Origin of the sequence: Plantibacter sp. LMC-P-059a, assembly GCF_030209505.1 — a bacterium.
Taxonomy (GTDB): domain Bacteria; phylum Actinomycetota; class Actinomycetes; order Actinomycetales; family Microbacteriaceae; genus Plantibacter.
In genome coordinates this window covers 35745-51929 of the sequence record NZ_JARVRZ010000007.1, presented here as the reverse complement: position 1 = coordinate 51929, position 16185 = coordinate 35745, and the positions used below count along the sequence as shown (strand labels likewise).

The following is a 16185-nucleotide window of genomic DNA, read 5'->3' as shown; positions in this document are numbered from 1 at the left end:
AGCGGCGCGGGTCAGCGCGAGGCGGATCGATCATCCGCCTCACCTCCCAGCTCTGCTTCGACGGCGGCCTGGAACAGGCGACCACGGTGGCCGTAGTCGGAGAACTGGTCCATCGAGGCTGCGGCAGGAGCGAGGAGGACGGTGTCCCCCGCCTGCGCGACCTCGGCGGCCCGTCGAACGGCCTCCGGCATCACGGATTCAGTCTCCGCTTCGTCGACCTCGATGACGGTCAGCGTCGGCGCGTGTCGCGCGAATGCGTCGAGGACCTCCGAACGGTCCGCCCCGATCACGACCGCGGCGCGGAGGTGATCCGCGTGCCGCTCGACGAGCCGATCGATCGAGACGCCCTTGAGGAGTCCTCCGACGATCCAGACGACGGAACGGTAGGCGGCCAGCGAGGCGTCGGCCGCATGCGGGTTGGTGGCTTTGGAGTCGTCGACCCAGTCGACCTCGAGGCTGCGGGCGACGAGCTGGATCCGGTGGGCGTCGAGACCGAACGACAGCAGGGTGTCGCGCACCGCTTCGAGCGGGATGCCCGCAGCACGGGCGAGCGCCGCAGCGGCGAGGATGTTCGCGACGATGTGCGGAGCTGCGAGACCCCGCTGCGCGAGCGCCTCCACCGTGGTGATCTCGAGGGCGCTCGTCCGGCGGTCGTCGAGGAAGGCGCGGTCGACGAGGATCCCGTCGACCACACCGAAATCGCTCGGTCCCGGGACGTCGAGGCCGAACCCGACGGCGCGAGCCCCCTCGGTCACCTCCGCGTCCTCGACCATCGACATCGTCGCGGCGTCGGCGCGGTTGTACACGCAGGCGACCGTGGTGTTCTCGTAGACGACGGCCTTCGCCGCACGGTAGGCCTCAGCCGAGCCGTGCCAATCGAGATGGTCGTCGGCGACGTTCAGGCACACGCTCGCGAGCGGCGTCACGATGCTCCGCCCGCCCTGCAGACCCAGCGTGTGCAGTTGGTAGCTCGACAACTCGACGACGAAGAAGTCGAACCCCTGCGGGTCGCGGACCGCGTCGAGGACCGGAACCCCGATGTTGCCGCAGGGGGCGGCCCGGAACCCGGCCTCCACGAGCATCGACGCCGTGAGCTGGACGGTCGTGGTCTTGCCGTTGGTGCCGGTGACGCAGATCCACTCGGCCGGTGTGCCCACCTTGTCGCGGACGCGCCAGGCGAGTTCGATGTCGCCCCACACGGGGACACCCGTCTCGTGGGCCCAGAGCACCACCGGGTGGTCGGGATGGAATCCCGGAGAGACGACGACCAGCTCCGGACCGAACTCGACGAGTTCGGCCGGCACGCTCGTGAGGTCGCGCTGGACCAGCCGGGCACCGATCACCCCGACGAGCTCCGACCGTTCGTCGGCGGCCTCGCCGGCGAGGACGAGGACCTCCGAGCCGAGTTCGGTCAGGGTGTCGGCCACCGAGAAGCCGGTCATACCGAGGCCGAGGACCGCGACCCGCAGGCCTCGCCAGTCGGCGTGCCAGCTGTGCAGATCGTCGAGGCGGTCGGCGCTCATCGGCTCAGCCACTCGAGGTAGAAGGAACCGACACCGGCCGCGACGAGGAGTCCGCCGATGATCCAGAAGCGCACGACGACCGTCACCTCTGCCCAGCCCTTGAGCTCGAAGTGGTGGTGGATGGGGCTCATGAGGAAGATCCGTTTGCCACGGGTCGCCTTGAAGTACACACGTTGCACGATGACCGAACCGGCCTCGATGACGAAGAGTCCGCCGACGAGCACGAGGAGCAGCTCGGTCTTGCTGAGGATGGCGAGGGCCGCGAGTGCTCCACCGAGGGCGAGCGAGCCGCTGTCGCCCATGAAGATCTGCGCCGGCGAGGTGTTCCACCAGAGGAATCCGATGAGGGCACCGACGATCGCCGCCGCCACCACGGCCAGGTCCAGGGGGTCCCGCACGTCGTAGCACTTGTAGGCCACGTCGGAGGCGAGGGAGGAGCTGAAGCAGGACTGGTTGAACTGCCAGAACCCGATGATGATGTACGAGCCGATCGCGAGGATGGAGGCGCCGGTCGCGAGTCCGTCGAGGCCGTCGGTGACATTCACGCCGTTCGACGTCGCCGCCACGATCACCGAGGTCCAGAGGATGTAGAGCAGGACACCGATGATCGGGATGCCGATCGCCATGAAGTTGATCGGGATGTCGCGGATCACCGAGATGTTCGTCGAGGCCGGGGTGAACCCCTCGGTGTTCGGGAAGTTGATGGCGAGGACGGCGAAGACCGTCGCCACGATCAGCTGTCCGGCGACCTTCGCCCACCCGCCGAGACCGAGGCTCTGCTTCTTGCGGACCTTGAGGAAGTCGTCGATGAAACCGACGATGCCGAGGCCCACCATCATCAACAGCACGAGCAGCGCGGAGACACCGACCTGCTCCTGGAAGATCAGGTAGCTCGCGAAGAACCCCACAAGGGTGCCCACGATGATGATGACCCCACCCATGGTGGCGGTACCACGCTTGGTGTGGTGGCTCTGGGGCCCGTCATCGCGGATGAACTGGCCCCACGCGAGCTTGCGGAACGCCTTGATGAAGAGCGGTGTCAGGAAGAGGGAGAACGCGAGCGAGATCGCTCCAGCCGCCAAGAGGACTCTCATGTGTACAGCTCCCCCAGTCGATCCCCCAGGAACCGGAGACCGGCCGCGTTGGAGGATTTCACGAGCACGGTGTCGCCGGCGGCGATCTCCGTGCTCAGATAGTCGAACGCCTCGTCCGCGGTCGGGAAGTACACCGACTCACCGTCCCAGGAACCCTCGTTGATGGCGGTGATGTGCATCCGCCGGGCTTCCGGTCCGACGACGACGAGGCGACCGATGCCGAGACGCACGACCTGCAGCCCGATGCGATCGTGCTCCTCCCCCGCCCAGTCGCCCAGTTCGCTCATGGCGCCGAGGACGGCGATCGTCCGACCGCGCTCCGCCCCGATCTGCGCGAGGGTCCTGATCGCGGCCGACATCGAGTCGGGGCTCGCGTTGTACGCGTCGTTGATGATGGAGACGCCGTCGCGGCCGCCGAGCGGTTCCATGCGCCAGCGCTCCGCGCGGCTCACGCTCTCGAGCGCGTCGACGACGACGTCGATCGGGACCCCGAGGTCGTGCGCCGCCGCCGCAGCGGCGAGAGCGTTCATGACGTGGTGTTCGCCGAGCACCTTGAAGCTGACCGGTGCCGACGAGCCGTCGGGGAGGTGCAGGGTGAAGGCGGTCCCGGAAGCGGTCGCGACCACGTCGGTCGCCCGCACCGCAGCCCGGTCGTCGAGACCGAACCAGAGCACACGCGCCCGGGTCGCGTCGGCCATACCGGCGACGCGGGCGTCGTCGAGGTTGAGGATGGCGACGTCGTCCGGGAGGAGATCGGAGACCATCTCGGTCTTGGCCGTGACGGTCGCCTCGATGCCGCCGAACTCGCCCGCATGGGCGAGGCCGACCTTCAGGACGACGCCGATGTCGGGCTTCGCCATGCGGATGAGCCGGGCGATCTCGCCGATGCCACTCGCACCCATCTCTGCGACGAGGAACCTCGTCGAGTCCGTGACCCGGAGCATCGTGATCGGCGCGCCGACCTCGTTGTTGAACGAGGCCTTCGGGCTGACGGTCTCCCCGACCCGTTCCAGGACGGCGGCGAGGAGGTTCTTGGTGGTGGTCTTGCCGTTGGAGCCCGTGATGCCCACGATCCGGAGCACGCCGTGCGAGCGGACCCGACGGATGACCTCGGTGGCGAGGGCCCCGAGGGCGGTGACGGAGTCCTCGACGAGGATCTGCGGAACGGCGACCGGCAGTTCCCGCTCCACGATGAGCAACGCGGCGCCGTTCGCGACGGCGGCGTCGGCGAACAGGTGTCCGTCGGTCTCCTCGCCCGGCTTCGCGACGAAGATGTCGCCCGGGGTGATGAGTCGGGAGTCGGTGTCGGCGAGGCCGGAGACGACGAGGTCCGCGTGCGCGGAACCGGCGAGCAGCCGACCGTTCGTCGCCGCGGCGATCTCGGTGAGGGTCAGGTCGATCATGAGAGCCACCCGGCCTCACGCAGTGCCTCGCGCGAATCGTCGCGGGCGGAGTACGGGATCTTCACGCCGGCGACCTCGTGGTAGTCCTCGTGCCCTGGTCCGGCATAGAGGATCGTGTCGCCCGGCCCGGCCAGCGCGAGCGCCGTACGGAACGCGGTCGCCGGGTCGGCCACCTCGTGCAGCTCGCCGTCGGGCGAAGCCTCACGGGCGGCCTCCAGGAGCACCCGCCGGATGGCCGCCGGGTCTTCGCTCCGCGGATGGAAGTCGGTGACGACCACGACATCGGCACCGCGGGCCGCGATCGCGCCCATGTCGCGGCGCTTCGTCGTGTCGCGGTCGCCGTCGGCGCCGAACACCATGAACACGCGTCCTGGCGTGACGGCTCGGATCGCCGCGAGGGTGTTGAGGAAGGCGTCCGGGCTGTGTCCGTAGTCGATGTACACGACGGGCCCTCGATCGCCGCTAATGCGCTCGGCCCGCCCGGGGATGTAGGCGTCGATGCCGCCGTCGCGCTCGAGCGCTCCCGCGATCATGTCGAACTCCACACCGGACTCGACGAGCATGACGATCGCGAGGGCCGCGTTCGCGGCCATGAACCATCCGAGGAGCGGCACACTCGTCACGAGGGTGCGGTCCTCCGGACCGTCCAGTCGGAAGGTGGTCGAGCCGGCGGCCTCCTCGAGGATCGTCATCCGCCAGTCGGCGTCGACCTCGGGACGTGCCGTCAGCGTGGTCACGGGGATGCGGCTCTGTTCGACGAGCCGAGCTCCCCACTCCGAGTCGATGGTGACGACGCCGCGGCGTGCGCGGTCGGGTTCGAAGAGTTCGCGCTTGGCGGCGAAGTACTCGTCGAAGTCCCCGTAGTCGTCGAAGTGGTCGTGACTGAGGTTGGTGAAGCCGACGACGTCGAAGACGATCCCGTCGACACGGTGCCTCGTCAACGCTTGCGCCGAGACCTCGATGGCGACGGCGCGCACCTCGGACTCGCGCATGCGAGCGAGCAGGGCGTGCAGTTCACTCGCCTCCGGCGTGGTCAAGGAGCTGGTGACCGCGAGGTCGCCGATGCGCCGTTCCGCCGTGGAGCTCAGCCCGGAGACGATCCCGAGCTGGGCGAGCATGCCGCTCAGGAGGTACACCACGCTCGTCTTGCCGTTGGTGCCGGTGACGCCGAAGAGCGTCGGCGGTTCCTCAGCCGTGCGGTACACCCAGGCGGCGAGGTGCCCGAGCGCTGCACGCGGCTCCGGCACGACGATGATCGGCAGACCGGCCGCTGTGGCCAGGTCGAGGCCGTCGGCATCGGTGAGGACGGCGACCGCACCGCGTTCGGCGGCCTGGGCGGCGTACGCGGCTCCGTGGGTGCGGACACCCGGCATACCGATGTAGAGGTCACCCGGTTCCACCGAGCCGGAGCTCAGGCTGACGCCGCTGATCTCCACGCCGTCGGAGGAGCCGTGGAGGTCGAGGTCGAAATCGGTCACCAGCTGCGAGAGCGCCCGTCGCTGGGGATGCTCCGGTCTGAGGCTGATCGGGCCCTGATTGTTCACGCTGAGCCCATCCTTCATGAGGTCGTTCAAAAGTCGAGCGGCAGATTCGGTGCCGGCTCCGTCGAGGGCTGCACTCCCCTGCTCTTCAGCACTTGGGTGGTCACGTCCCGGAAGATGGGAGCGACCGCAGCCGATGAATTCATCTTAACCGGGTCCGCCAGGTTCACCGAAACGACGAACTGCGGCGCCTCCGCGGGCGCGAATCCGGCCATCGACACGAGGTAGCTCGAGCTGTATCCGCCGTCGCCGTCGGGCTGCTGCGCCGTCCCGGTCTTCATGGCGACCCGGTAGCCGGGAACGTCGACGTTCTCCGCGACCCAGCTCTGCTGGTCGACCATCTCGAGCATCTCGCTGACCTGCTTGGCCGCATCCGGGGAGACCACCTGCGTCCCCTTGGCATCCGGGACGTCCGTCATGGTGCCGTCGGCGTTCCGGCAGCCCTCGACGAGCTGCACGGGCATGCGGACGCCGCCGTTGGCGATCGTCTGGTAGAGGCTGGCGCCTTGGACGGCGGTCGTCGAGAACCCCTGGCCGAACATGGTCGCGTAGTCCGTCTGGTTGTCCCAGTCCTCGGGGTCGGCCATGAGGCCGCCGGACTCGCTGGGGAATCCGACCTCAGTCTTCTGCAGCTGACCGAACTTCTGGAAGTAGGCATACCGGGTGTCGGCGCTCATCTTCTCGCCGAACTGCGAGATACCCGTGTTGGACGACTGCACCATGACTCCGGAGAGGGTCAGCCGCATGTCCGCGTGGAACTCGCTGTCGTTGATGTCCGCACCGTTCGAGGGCTTGTAGCGGAAGGGCGCGATGACCTGCGAGTTGGGACTCGCGACACCCTGGTCGATCAGGGCCGCAGCGGTCAGCGACTTGTACGTCGATCCGGGCTCGAAGGGCGCGGCGAACGCACGGGATCCGCGGTCCTCGGCGGGCGTCGCGCTGACGTTGCCGGGATCGACGGACGGGTACTCGGCGACGGCGAGCAGCTTGCCCGTCTTCACCTCCATGACGGTGACGATGCCCCAGCTCGCGCCGACCGCCTCAGCCTGCGCCGCCAGCGACTGCTGCGAGAACCACTGGATGTCCTTATCGATCGTCAGGACGACGTCGCCGCCGTCCTTCGCGGGCTTCGTCACCGTGGTGCCGGGCAGCGGCAGACCCCCGCTGCCCTTCTCGTAGGTGGTGCGGCCGTTCGCACCGGCGAGACAGGAGTCCTCCATGAGTTCGACGCCGGCCTGCGGCTCCCCCTCTTCACCGACGAACCCGACGACGTTACCGGCGACGGCACCGTTGGGGTACACGCGGTAGGGGTCCTCGGTGAACGTGGTCCACGGGATCTCCAGCGCCTTGAGCGCTCGGAGCTGATCGAGGTCGAGCTTCTTGGCGATGAGGGCGTACAGCGAGTCCTTGTCGGCCGCGAGGGCGTCCGTGATCAGCGCCAGGACCTCCGGACCGGGCTTGCCGATGATGGCGCCGATCTCGTTCGTGGCCTGCTCGAGCGTGATCGTCTGTTCGGTACCGTCGACGTCGCGCTCGAACGGGCCGGCGTCCTTCGGCGACGCGGCCATGCTGTACCGCATGACCGCCTCGGCGAGGACGGAACCGTCGGAGGCGAGGATGCTGCCGCGCGTCGCGAGGATCGTGTCGCCGGTCTCGGTCTTCTCGAGGGACTCGGCACTCAGTGCACTCGCTCGGACGACCTGGATGTCGACCAGCCGGAGCACGAAGAGGGTCATGACGATCGACACTGCGACGATGGTGAACGCCAAGCGGCGCCGTGTGGTCTTCGTGTGCCTCACCATGATGTCGTCGCCGCGTCCTCTCCTGGCCTCGCCCTGCATGTGGGCGAGCCGTCCTGCACCGTGAACAGTCCGGTCATCGCGTGGTGGGCGACGGCAACCCGTCCTGCAACGGTACGGGCGGGGTGGTCGCTTCCTGGCCCGACGCGCCGTCGGCGGCGGGCGCGTTCTGGCCGCTCACTGGAGGGATCGTCGCCGTCTGGGCGTTCGGCACGAGGGCGGCGTTGAAGATGGGGCTCTTGGCAGCCGACGCGGGCGTCGGGGTGCCGAGGACGGCACCGTCGGAGAGCCGGAGGTAGGTCGGGAGGGAGTTGCCGACCATGCCGAGGGCCTGCGCGTTGACCGCGAGGTACTGGGGCGACGCGAGGCGGTCGAGGTCCTCCGCCAGCGCGGCCGAGGTGCGGCCGAGTTCGACCTGCTGCCCCTCGAGCTGCTGGATCTGGTATGCACCCTGGCTCAGTCCGACACTCAGGAGGAGCTGACCGGCGACGATCGCCACGACGGCACCGACGACGACGACCGCGTACATCGGTCGAGGGCGCAACGTCGGGCGCGCGCTCGGCACGACGGCACGGATGTGCCGACGCTCCGGCTCGACACGGCTCGGCTGCGGCCGTGCGCGTCCGAGTCGTTCCGGTGCGAGATCGAGTGCTGCGGTCGCTCCGCTCATGCTGGCCTCCTCAGCCGTTCGGCCGCGCGGAGTCGCACGGGTTTCGCTCTGGGGTTCTCATCGATCTCGGCGTCGGTGGCGAGTTCCGCGCCCTTGACGAGGAGCTTCAGCTCCGCGCTGTGTTCGGGGAGTTCGACCGGCAGGCCGGCCGGCGTGGTCGACTTCGCCCGTGCCTGGAGCTCGCGCTTGACGATCCGGTCCTCCAACGACTGGTAGGACAGGAACACGATCCGACCGCCGACCCGCAACAGGTCGAGCGCCCGCGGCACCGCGGACTCGAGGACGGACAGCTCGGCGTTGACCTCGATGCGGAGAGCCTGGAAGACGCGCTTGGCGGGGTGTCCGGTGCGGCGCGCAGCGGCAGGCGTGGCTCGGTCGATGAGGTCGACGAGCTGGCCGGAACTCGTCAGCGGACTGCGCTGACGTTCCTCGACGATGCGTCGTGCGTAGCGCTGCGCCAGCTTCTCGTCGCCGTACTCCCAGAAGATCTTCCGCAGCGCGACCTCGTCGTAGGTCGCGAGGATCGTCTCGGCGGTCAGCTCACTCGATGCGTCCATCCGCATGTCGAGTGGAGCGTCCTGCGAGTAGGAGAACCCGCGTTCCGTCCGGTCGAGCTGCAGCGAGGAGACACCGAGGTCGAAGAGGATGCCGTCGACCTCGGGGAAACCGAGCTCCTCGCTGGCCTCGTCGATGTCGTCGTAGACGGCCTTGACGAAGCGGGCGCGGTTGCCGAACCTGGCGAGCCGCTCCTGGGCGATGTCGAGCGCGTCGAGGTCGCGGTCGAGGCCGATGAGCGTGAGCTGGGGGAACCGCTCGAGCATGGCCTCGGCGTGACCGGCCATGCCGAGCGTGGCGTCGATGAGGACCGCGCCCTCGTGGGACACGGCGGGAGCGAGCAACTCGATGCAGCGCTCGAGGAGGACTGGGGTGTGGATGTCGTTGATGGCCATATGCGTCGTCCGGACGGTCCCTGGCCCCTGATCCCCATCCGTTCCGACCTGGCACCGGGGAAGTGTGTCAGGGCGGGATCCGACCTGGCACCGGGGAAGTGTGTCAGGGCGTGACGGCTGGGAGTCAGGGGGCAGGGCACTAGAAGAGTCCGGGGATCACCTCCTCGGCGGTCTCGGAGAAGACGCTCTCCTGTTCGGCGAGGTAGGACTCCCATGCCTCGGCATCCCAGATCTCCGCACGGCTCCCGGCTCCGATGACGACGAGGTCGCGACTGAGCCCGGCGTACTGACGGAGGTTCGAAGGGATGGTCACGCGGTGCTGCTTGTCGGGCGTCTCGGCGCTGGCTCCGGAGAGGAACACGCGGAGGTAGTCACGCGCCTGCTTGCTGGTGACCGGGGCCTGCCGGATCTTCTCGTGGAGGGCTTCGAACTCCCGAGTGCTGAAGACGTAGATGCAGTGCTCCTGGCCCCTGGTCATGACGACCCCGCCGGAGAGTTCCTCGCGGAACTTCGCCGGCAGGATGATGCGGCCTTTTTCGTCGAGTTTGGGGGCGTGACTACCGAGGAACATACGCCCCCGCCCCCAATCGTTTCGGCCAACATCTTGGTTGGGCTCCACTTTACTCCACTTTGCACCACCGCCGCAGCATATTGGGGTGTTTTGCCTCGCTGGACGCGCAAAAAACCCCGGGAAGACTGGGCTTCACGGGGTGGAGGGAAATGGAGGGTTCAGGACGACCGGGGAGCACTTCTGCGCCGCGTTAACGACGAAACGGGGCCGATCCGAAGATCGACCCCGTTCTGGGTCGTGGTGCGGCGGAGCCGCGAGGGAGGGAAGTGGAGTCGCGTGGACGCGAGCGGAGGGCCGCTGTCCGGCGGGACCGCCAGGGCCTAGCTACCGCTCGTCGCCGGACTGCCGCTTGTCCCAGCGGTCGTTGAAGCGGTCCATGAGCCGTGACGACTTCTGGCCGCCAGCCGGCGCCGTCTGACGAGGGCTCGGCTGTTCGAGCGGTGCGCGGGTCGGCTTCGTCGCCACCAGCACGCCGGTCAGCATGATCGCGAACCCGAGCAGGCCGACGAGCGGCTGCTGGATCACGACTCCGAGTACGAGGCCGATCGCCCCGACCACCGCGATGAGGGAGCCGAGCGCGATCCCGCGATAACTCGGCTTGCCTGCGCCAGCGCTGACCTTGGAGACGAATTCGGCATCGCTGCGGTAGAGGTGGCGTTCCATCTCGTCGAGGAGCCGTTGCTCCTGCTCAGAAAGTGGCATCTGATTCCCCTCAAGGTCACACGACGCGACGTTGTTGATCGAGTCTAGTCACCGAAGCATGACTAGGCTAGGTGCGTGATCGAAAGCAATGAACTCGCCACCCTGGTGGGCCGCGGGCTCTCCGACTTTCTCTCCTCGCGAAGCTCCATTGTCGCGCAGATCGGCCCGGAGCTCTCCCCGTTCCTCGACTTCTCCCGGGAATTTCTCAGCGGTGGGAAGCGGTTCCGGGCGCAGTTCTGCTTCCGGGGCTGGCAAGCCGTCTCGACCGGTCGGCACGCAGGTGGTCAGGGCGGTATCGACACCGTCATCGCGGCCTGCGGAGCCCTCGAGCTCTTCCACGCGGCGGCACTCGTCCACGACGACATCATCGACAACTCGGACACCCGCCGCGGCGGCCCGTCCGCGCACGTCTCCTTCGCCGAACTGCACCGTCGCAGCCGGTGGGACGGCGACCCCGACACCTTCGGCACCGGCGCGGCCACGCTCCTCGGCGATCTACTGCTGGGGTGGAGCGACGAACTGCTCGACGACGGACTCGACCTCCTCGACGACCGACGCGCCGCGCGCGCCGCGCGTACCGAGTTCAACCGCATGCGGACCGAGGTCACGGCGGGACAGTACCTCGACATCCTCGAGGAGCGCGCGTGGCGCGACGCCGCGGACGACGAGCAGCGCCGTCGGGCCGAGCGGGTCCTGATCTACAAGTCCGCCAAGTACAGCATCGAGTCGCCGCTCGCCCTCGGCGCCCTCCTCGGCGGAGGGAGCGAACAACAACTCGCGTCCTTGCGCGCCTACGGCCTCCCGCTCGGCATCGCCTTCCAGCTCCGAGACGACCTGCTCGGTGTCTACGGCGACCCGGCCGTGACCGGCAAACCGAGCGGCGACGATCTCCGTGAGGGGAAGCGGACCATCCTCATCGCCCTCACGCGGGAGGCGCTGCAGCCGGGAGCTCGGACCATCCTCGACGAGATGCTCGGCGACCCGGAGCTGGATGACGACCAGATCGGTCTGCTCCAGGCGACGATCCGCGACAGCGGCGCGGTCGACCAGGTGGAGAAGCTCATCCAGGATCACGTCGCGCGTGCGCTCTCAGCACTGGGCGAAGCCCCGATCAACGATGACGCACGAGCCCACCTGCGCGGCCTCGCCGTCTCGGTGGCCCGCCGCGAGACCTGAGCCGCGCCGGACCGTCGGCGGTCATGCCGGCGATCCTCAGACGGTGTTCGTCAGGCGAGCGCCTGGGCGACGCGACGGACCTCGGAACGGCGGCCAGCACGCAGTGCCTCGATCGGCGACGTCCCGATGGCGTCGTCCTCCTCGAGCATCCAGACCATCGCAGCCTCGTCGTCGAACCCGTTGTCGGACAACAGGGTCAGGGTGCCACGGAGGTTGTGGACCGGTCCACCGTCCGAGATGAACGACGACGGCACCTGCAGGACGCCATCGCGACGCACGGCCAGGAGGTCGCGTTCCTCGAGGTACTGACGGATGCGTCGGATCGGCAGCCCGAGTTCGGTCGCCAGGTCGGGAAGGGTGAACCACACGAGTTCGGTATTCTGCTCAGTCACGCAGAGCAGTCTGCCACGACCATGGCCCGCTCGGCACCGTCCACGTCGACGTCCCGCCGGGTGCTCCGCCCGCGCGGTGGATCGCGTTCGGGTAACGATCGCCCCGCCTCCGCCCCATCCCGGGGTGTTGACAGCTCTTCGTGGTCGTCGTTCCATACACTCGACTGGTGAGTAGCAATCAGCAGACCGATCCGATGATCGGGCGTCTCCTCGACGGGAGATATCAGGTGCGCTCACGAATCGCCCGGGGCGGCATGGCCACGGTCTATCTGGCCACCGACCTGCGCCTGGAACGGCGTGTCGCGATCAAGGTCATGCACGGCCACCTGTCCGACGACACCACGTTCAAGAACCGCTTCATCCAGGAGGCGCGCTCGGCGGCCCGACTGGCGAACCCGCACGTCGTGAGCGTGTTCGACCAGGGCCAGGACTCCGACATGGCGTACCTCGTCATGGAGCACCTGCCGGGCATCACCCTCCGCGACCTCATCCGCGACAACGGCACCCTCACCCCGCGTCAGGCGGCCGACATCCTCGACGCCGTGCTCTCGGGTCTCGCGGCAGCGCACCGGGCCGGCATCGTGCACCGCGACGTCAAGCCCGAGAACGTCCTCCTGGCCGACGACGGACGCATCAAGATCGGCGACTTCGGACTCGCGAGGGCGGCGAGTGCGAACACGGCGACCGGCCAGGCGCTCCTCGGGACGATCGCCTACCTCTCCCCCGAACTCGTCACCCGCGGACAGGCCGACGCCCGGAGCGACATCTACGCCCTCGGCATCATGCTCTACGAGATGCTCACCGGTGAGCAGCCGTACAAGGGCGAGCAGCCGATGCAGATCGCTTACCAGCACGCGAACGAGTCGGTGCCGGCTCCGAGCGCGAAGAACCCGGCGGTACCGAAGGAGCTCGACGACCTCGTCTTCTGGGCGACCGAACGCGAGCCGGACGACCGCCCGTCGAACGCCGGTGAGATGCTCGAGCGACTGCGGTCGATCGAGTCGAACCTCGGGTTCACCTCCGTCGCCACGGGGGCACAGCCGACCATCGTCATGCCCGCCTCCTACTCCAGCGAGCACGCCGACGACGTCACGCAGGTGATCGGGCGCGGGACCAAGCCGCAACAGGTCCCGGTGCGTGCGGACGCGACGGACGGACCCGGCAAGCTCGCCGTGAAGACTCGCAAGCGCAGCCGGGTGGGTGTCGCCCTGTTCACGATCGTGCTCATGCTCGCGGCACTCGCGGGCGGCACCGGTTGGTACTTCGGACAGGGCCCCGGCTCGCTCGTGGAGGTCCCCGGGGTCACGGAGCTCAACTACGACCAAGCGGCGTCGAAGCTCACCGAGCTCGGATTCGTCCCGGCCCAGGGCGCGACCTACAGTCTCACCGTCCCAGCCGGTACCGTCGCCGGCAGCGACCCGCCGGCAGGCTCGAAGATCGACAAGGGTGCGACCGTGACCGTCCTGGTCTCGCAAGGACCACAGCCCGTGGACATCCCAGTGCTCGCCGGGTTGACCCAGTCGGACGCCGAGCAGCAGCTCCAAGCGCTGGGCGTCACGGTCTCGACCGTGAACCAGCAGTTCGACCCGAGCATCGCCAAGGACATCGTCCTGGCCGCGTCCGACACGACCTCCGGCGCCGACTACGGCCAGGGCGGGCCGTCGTTCCAGGGCTCCTCCGTGACGTTGCTCGTCTCCGCCGGCCAGGTGCCGTCGGTCTCCGGCATGACGCCCGACCAGGCACGTGACGCGCTCGAAGCCGTCGGGCTTGGGGTCGGTACCTCCGAGGAGGCATTCGACGACACCATCCCGTCCGGGCAGGTGATCGGCATCCAGGCGAAGACCGATGCCGACGGCAACGAGACGGCGTTCATCCCGGGCGACGATGTCACCCTCATCGTCTCGAAGGGTGTCGAGCTCGTCGCGATCCCGGACACCACCGGTCAGACGATCAACCAGGCCATCAAGACCCTGCAGGACGCGGGGTTCACCGTCGGCGACATCGCGGTGAACGAGTCGTTCAGGGACCTCTTCAAGGTGAAGAAGACGGACCCACCCGCAGGCAAGTCGGTGAAGAAGGGCTCGACCGTGAACATCACGGACTTCGGTCTCTAGTCACGACCACGAGCGGTACGGCGTCCGCCGCACGTTGCACGACAAAGCGCCCATGCCCGGTCTCCCAGGCATGGGCGCTTCGTCGATCAGGACTACTTCGCGGCGGCGAGCTCCTCCGCCACGAGGAAGGCGAGCTCGAGCGACTGCATGTGGTTCAGGCGCGGGTCGCAGAGGGACTCGTATCGGGTCGCGAGGGTCGCCTCGTCGATCTGCTCCGAGCCGCCCAGGCACTCCGTCACGTCGTCGCCGGTGAGCTCGACGTGGATGCCGCCGGGGTGGGTCCCCGCGGCGCGGTGCGCCTCGAAGAAGCCCTTGACCTCGTCGACCACGTCGTCGAAACGACGGGTCTTGTAGCCGGTCGGCGTCGTGAGTCCATTGCCGTGCATCGGGTCGGTCACCCACAAGGGCGTCGCGTCGGCGCCCTTGATCGCCTCGAGCAACGGCGGGAGGGCGTCCCGGATCTTGCCGGCGCCCATGCGCGTGATGAACGTGAGGCGTCCCGGCTCGCGCTCCGGGTCGAGCTTGTCGATGAGTCGGAGCATGTCGTCGGCCGAGGTGGTCGGGCCGAGCTTCACGCCGATCGGGTTGCGGACCCGGGAGAGGAAGTCGACGTGCGCGCCGTCGAGCTCGCGCGTGCGCTCACCGATCCACACGAAGTGCGCCGAGGTGTTGTACGGCGTCCCCGTCCGGGAGTCGATGCGCGTCATCGGACGCTCGTAGTCCATGAGCAGCGCCTCGTGGCTGGAGTAGAACTCGACGCCGCGCAGCTGATCGAAGTCGGCACCCGCCGCTTCCATGAACTTGATCGCGCGGTCGATGTCGCGAGCGAGCCCCTCGTAGCGGTGGTTCACCGGGTTGGCCGCGAAGCCCTTGTTCCAGCTGTGCACTTCGCGGAGGTCGGCGAACCCACCCTGCGTGAACGCACGGATGAGGTTCAGCGTGGAGGCCGAGGTGTGGTACCCCTTCACGAGGCGTGCAGGGTCGGCGGTCCGCGACTCCGGTGTGAAGTCGTAGCCGTTGACGATGTCGCCGCGGTAGGCGGGCAGGGTGACGTCGCCCCGCGTCTCGGAGTCGTTCGAGCGCGGCTTGGCGAACTGACCGGCCATCCGGCCCATCTTGACGACGGGCATGGACGCACCGTACGTCAGGACGACGGCCATCTGGAGGACCGTCTTCACCCGGTTGCGGATCTGCTCGGCCGTGGCACCAGCGAAGGTCTCGGCGCAGTCGCCGCCCTGTAGCAGGAACGCGTTCCCGCTCGCCGCACGGGCCAGCCGGTCGCGCAGGATGTCGACCTCGCCGGCGAAGACGAGTGGCGGGAGCGTGGCGAGTTCGGCCGACGCGCGGGCCACTGCCGCCTGGTCCGGCCACGACGGCTGCTGCTTGATCGGCAGCTCACGCCAATAGTCCAGTCCGGCGATCACCGAGGGTTCGGCCATGACGACTGGTTCTGTAGCGTGGGACACGGATTTCCTGTCTCTCTTCGACCGGACGCGCTCCGGAGCTCGCCCGGACGGGGGAACGGGCCGCGATCGCGGCCCGGTTTTTCAGCTTAGCGTCACGCCGACGCGGCGCGCTCCTTGACGCTCGTCGCGTAGACGTCGCGGTAGTCCTGACCGGAGAGCTTCCGGAGTTCGACCATCAGCTCGTCGGTCACGCTCCGGAGGATGAAGCGGTCGCCCTCCATCCCGGCGAACCGCGAGAAGTCGAGCGGTTTCCCGATGACGATGCCGATCCGGCGGATGCGCGGCAGCTTCGTCCCGATCGGCATGACCTTCTCCGTGTCGATCATCGCGATGGGGACGATGGGCACGCCCGCCTCGAGCACCATGCGCGCGACCCCGGTGCGTCCGCGGTACATGGTGCCGTCGGGACTGCGGGTGCCCTCCGGGTAGATCCCGAGGAGGTTGCCGCCACCGAGGACAGCCAAGCCGGTGTTGAGCGACGCCTCGGAGGCCTTGCCGCCCGAGCGGTCGATCGGGAGCTGCCCGGTGCCCAGCATGAAGGTCTTCGTCGCCCAGCCACCGAACCCCTTCCCGCGGAAGTACTCGCTCTTGGCCAGGAAGGAGATGCGCCGGTCGACACACAGCGGCAGGATGACCGAGTCGATGAAGGACAGGTGGTTGCTCGCGATGATCGCGCCACCGTGCTCCGGGATGTTCTCGGCACCGATCACCCAGGGACGGAAGATCGTCTTGAGGATCGGACCGGCGACCAGGTACTTCATGAACCAGTAGAACATCGTGCTCC

Annotated in this window: 14 protein-coding genes; 2 read left to right on the top strand and 12 right to left on the bottom strand. The window is 68.3% G+C overall.

Annotated features, from left to right (window positions below; translation table 11 throughout):
- Window positions 1-11: 11 nt before the first annotated feature.
- The 9 genes from murD to QRN27_RS16365 all read right to left on the bottom strand — a co-directional run bounded on the left by murD (window position 12) and on the right by QRN27_RS16365 (window position 10253).
- Window positions 12-1523 carry a UDP-N-acetylmuramoyl-L-alanine--D-glutamate ligase gene (gene murD / locus QRN27_RS16405; protein ID WP_285043160.1) on the bottom strand — a complete coding sequence of 504 codons (1512 nt, stop codon included), beginning with the start codon at window positions 1521-1523 and terminating at the stop codon, window positions 12-14.
- Window positions 1520-2617 carry a phospho-N-acetylmuramoyl-pentapeptide-transferase gene (gene mraY / locus QRN27_RS16400; RefSeq protein ID WP_285043159.1) on the bottom strand — a complete coding sequence of 366 codons (1098 nt, stop codon included), beginning with the start codon at window positions 2615-2617 and terminating at the stop codon, window positions 1520-1522. The genes murD and mraY overlap by 4 nt, the downstream gene beginning before the upstream one ends.
- Window positions 2614-4020: a UDP-N-acetylmuramoyl-tripeptide--D-alanyl-D-alanine ligase gene (locus QRN27_RS16395; protein WP_285043158.1), complete on the bottom strand. Its 1407-nt coding sequence runs from the start codon at window positions 4018-4020 to the stop codon at window positions 2614-2616. Before QRN27_RS16395 ends, mraY begins: the two co-directional genes overlap by 4 nt.
- Entirely contained in the window at window positions 4017-5564 is a 1548-nt protein-coding gene (locus tag QRN27_RS16390) for a Mur ligase family protein (protein WP_285043157.1), read from the bottom strand. Before QRN27_RS16390 ends, QRN27_RS16395 begins: the two co-directional genes overlap by 4 nt.
- 26 nt (window positions 5565-5590) lie before the next feature.
- Entirely contained in the window at window positions 5591-7363 is a 1773-nt protein-coding gene (locus QRN27_RS16385) for a peptidoglycan D,D-transpeptidase FtsI family protein (protein ID WP_285043156.1), read from the bottom strand.
- Window positions 7364-7436: 73 nt separating this feature from the next.
- Window positions 7437-8030, bottom strand: a complete 594-nt coding sequence (ftsL, locus tag QRN27_RS16380; RefSeq protein WP_194670125.1) for a cell division protein FtsL — start codon at window positions 8028-8030, stop codon at window positions 7437-7439.
- Window positions 8027-8980, bottom strand: a complete 954-nt coding sequence (gene rsmH / locus QRN27_RS16375; RefSeq protein ID WP_285043155.1) for a 16S rRNA (cytosine(1402)-N(4))-methyltransferase RsmH — start codon at window positions 8978-8980, stop codon at window positions 8027-8029. Before rsmH ends, ftsL begins: the two co-directional genes overlap by 4 nt.
- 139 nt (window positions 8981-9119) lie before the next feature.
- Window positions 9120-9551 (bottom strand): division/cell wall cluster transcriptional repressor MraZ, encoded by a 432-nt coding sequence (mraZ, locus tag QRN27_RS16370; protein ID WP_056005413.1) that lies wholly within the window; start codon window positions 9549-9551, stop codon window positions 9120-9122.
- A gap of 324 nt (window positions 9552-9875) precedes the next feature.
- Window positions 9876-10253, bottom strand: a complete 378-nt coding sequence (locus tag QRN27_RS16365) for an SCO2097 family morphological protein (protein ID WP_056005410.1) — start codon at window positions 10251-10253, stop codon at window positions 9876-9878.
- Window positions 10254-10328: 75 nt separating this feature from the next.
- On the opposite strand from QRN27_RS16365, the gene QRN27_RS16360 reads away from it, so the two are divergent.
- Window positions 10329-11429, top strand: coding sequence for a polyprenyl synthetase family protein (locus QRN27_RS16360; RefSeq protein ID WP_285043154.1), 1101 nt, complete (start codon window positions 10329-10331; stop codon window positions 11427-11429).
- 50 nt (window positions 11430-11479) lie between these two features.
- On the opposite strand, the gene QRN27_RS16355 is transcribed toward QRN27_RS16360, so the two are convergent.
- Window positions 11480-11821 (bottom strand): Rv2175c family DNA-binding protein, encoded by a 342-nt coding sequence (locus QRN27_RS16355; protein WP_285043153.1) that lies wholly within the window; start codon window positions 11819-11821, stop codon window positions 11480-11482.
- Between the two features lie 167 nt (window positions 11822-11988).
- Between QRN27_RS16355 and pknB the strand changes: the two genes are divergently transcribed.
- Entirely contained in the window at window positions 11989-13935 is a 1947-nt protein-coding gene (gene pknB / locus QRN27_RS16350; RefSeq protein ID WP_285043152.1) for a Stk1 family PASTA domain-containing Ser/Thr kinase, read from the top strand.
- Between the two features lie 92 nt (window positions 13936-14027).
- Here pknB and QRN27_RS16345 read toward each other — a convergent pair whose 3' ends face one another.
- Both QRN27_RS16345 and QRN27_RS16340 read right to left on the bottom strand, forming a co-directional pair.
- The gene (locus tag QRN27_RS16345; RefSeq protein ID WP_056005400.1) at window positions 14028-15374 is read right to left on the bottom strand and encodes a class II 3-deoxy-7-phosphoheptulonate synthase; all 1347 of its coding nucleotides are present in this window, start codon (window positions 15372-15374) and stop codon (window positions 14028-14030) included.
- A 119-nt stretch (window positions 15375-15493) separates the two neighbouring features.
- Complete coding sequence (locus QRN27_RS16340; RefSeq protein ID WP_056005397.1) at window positions 15494-16177, bottom strand: lysophospholipid acyltransferase family protein; 684 nt, start codon at window positions 16175-16177, stop codon at window positions 15494-15496.
- Window positions 16178-16185 lie beyond the last annotated feature (8 nt).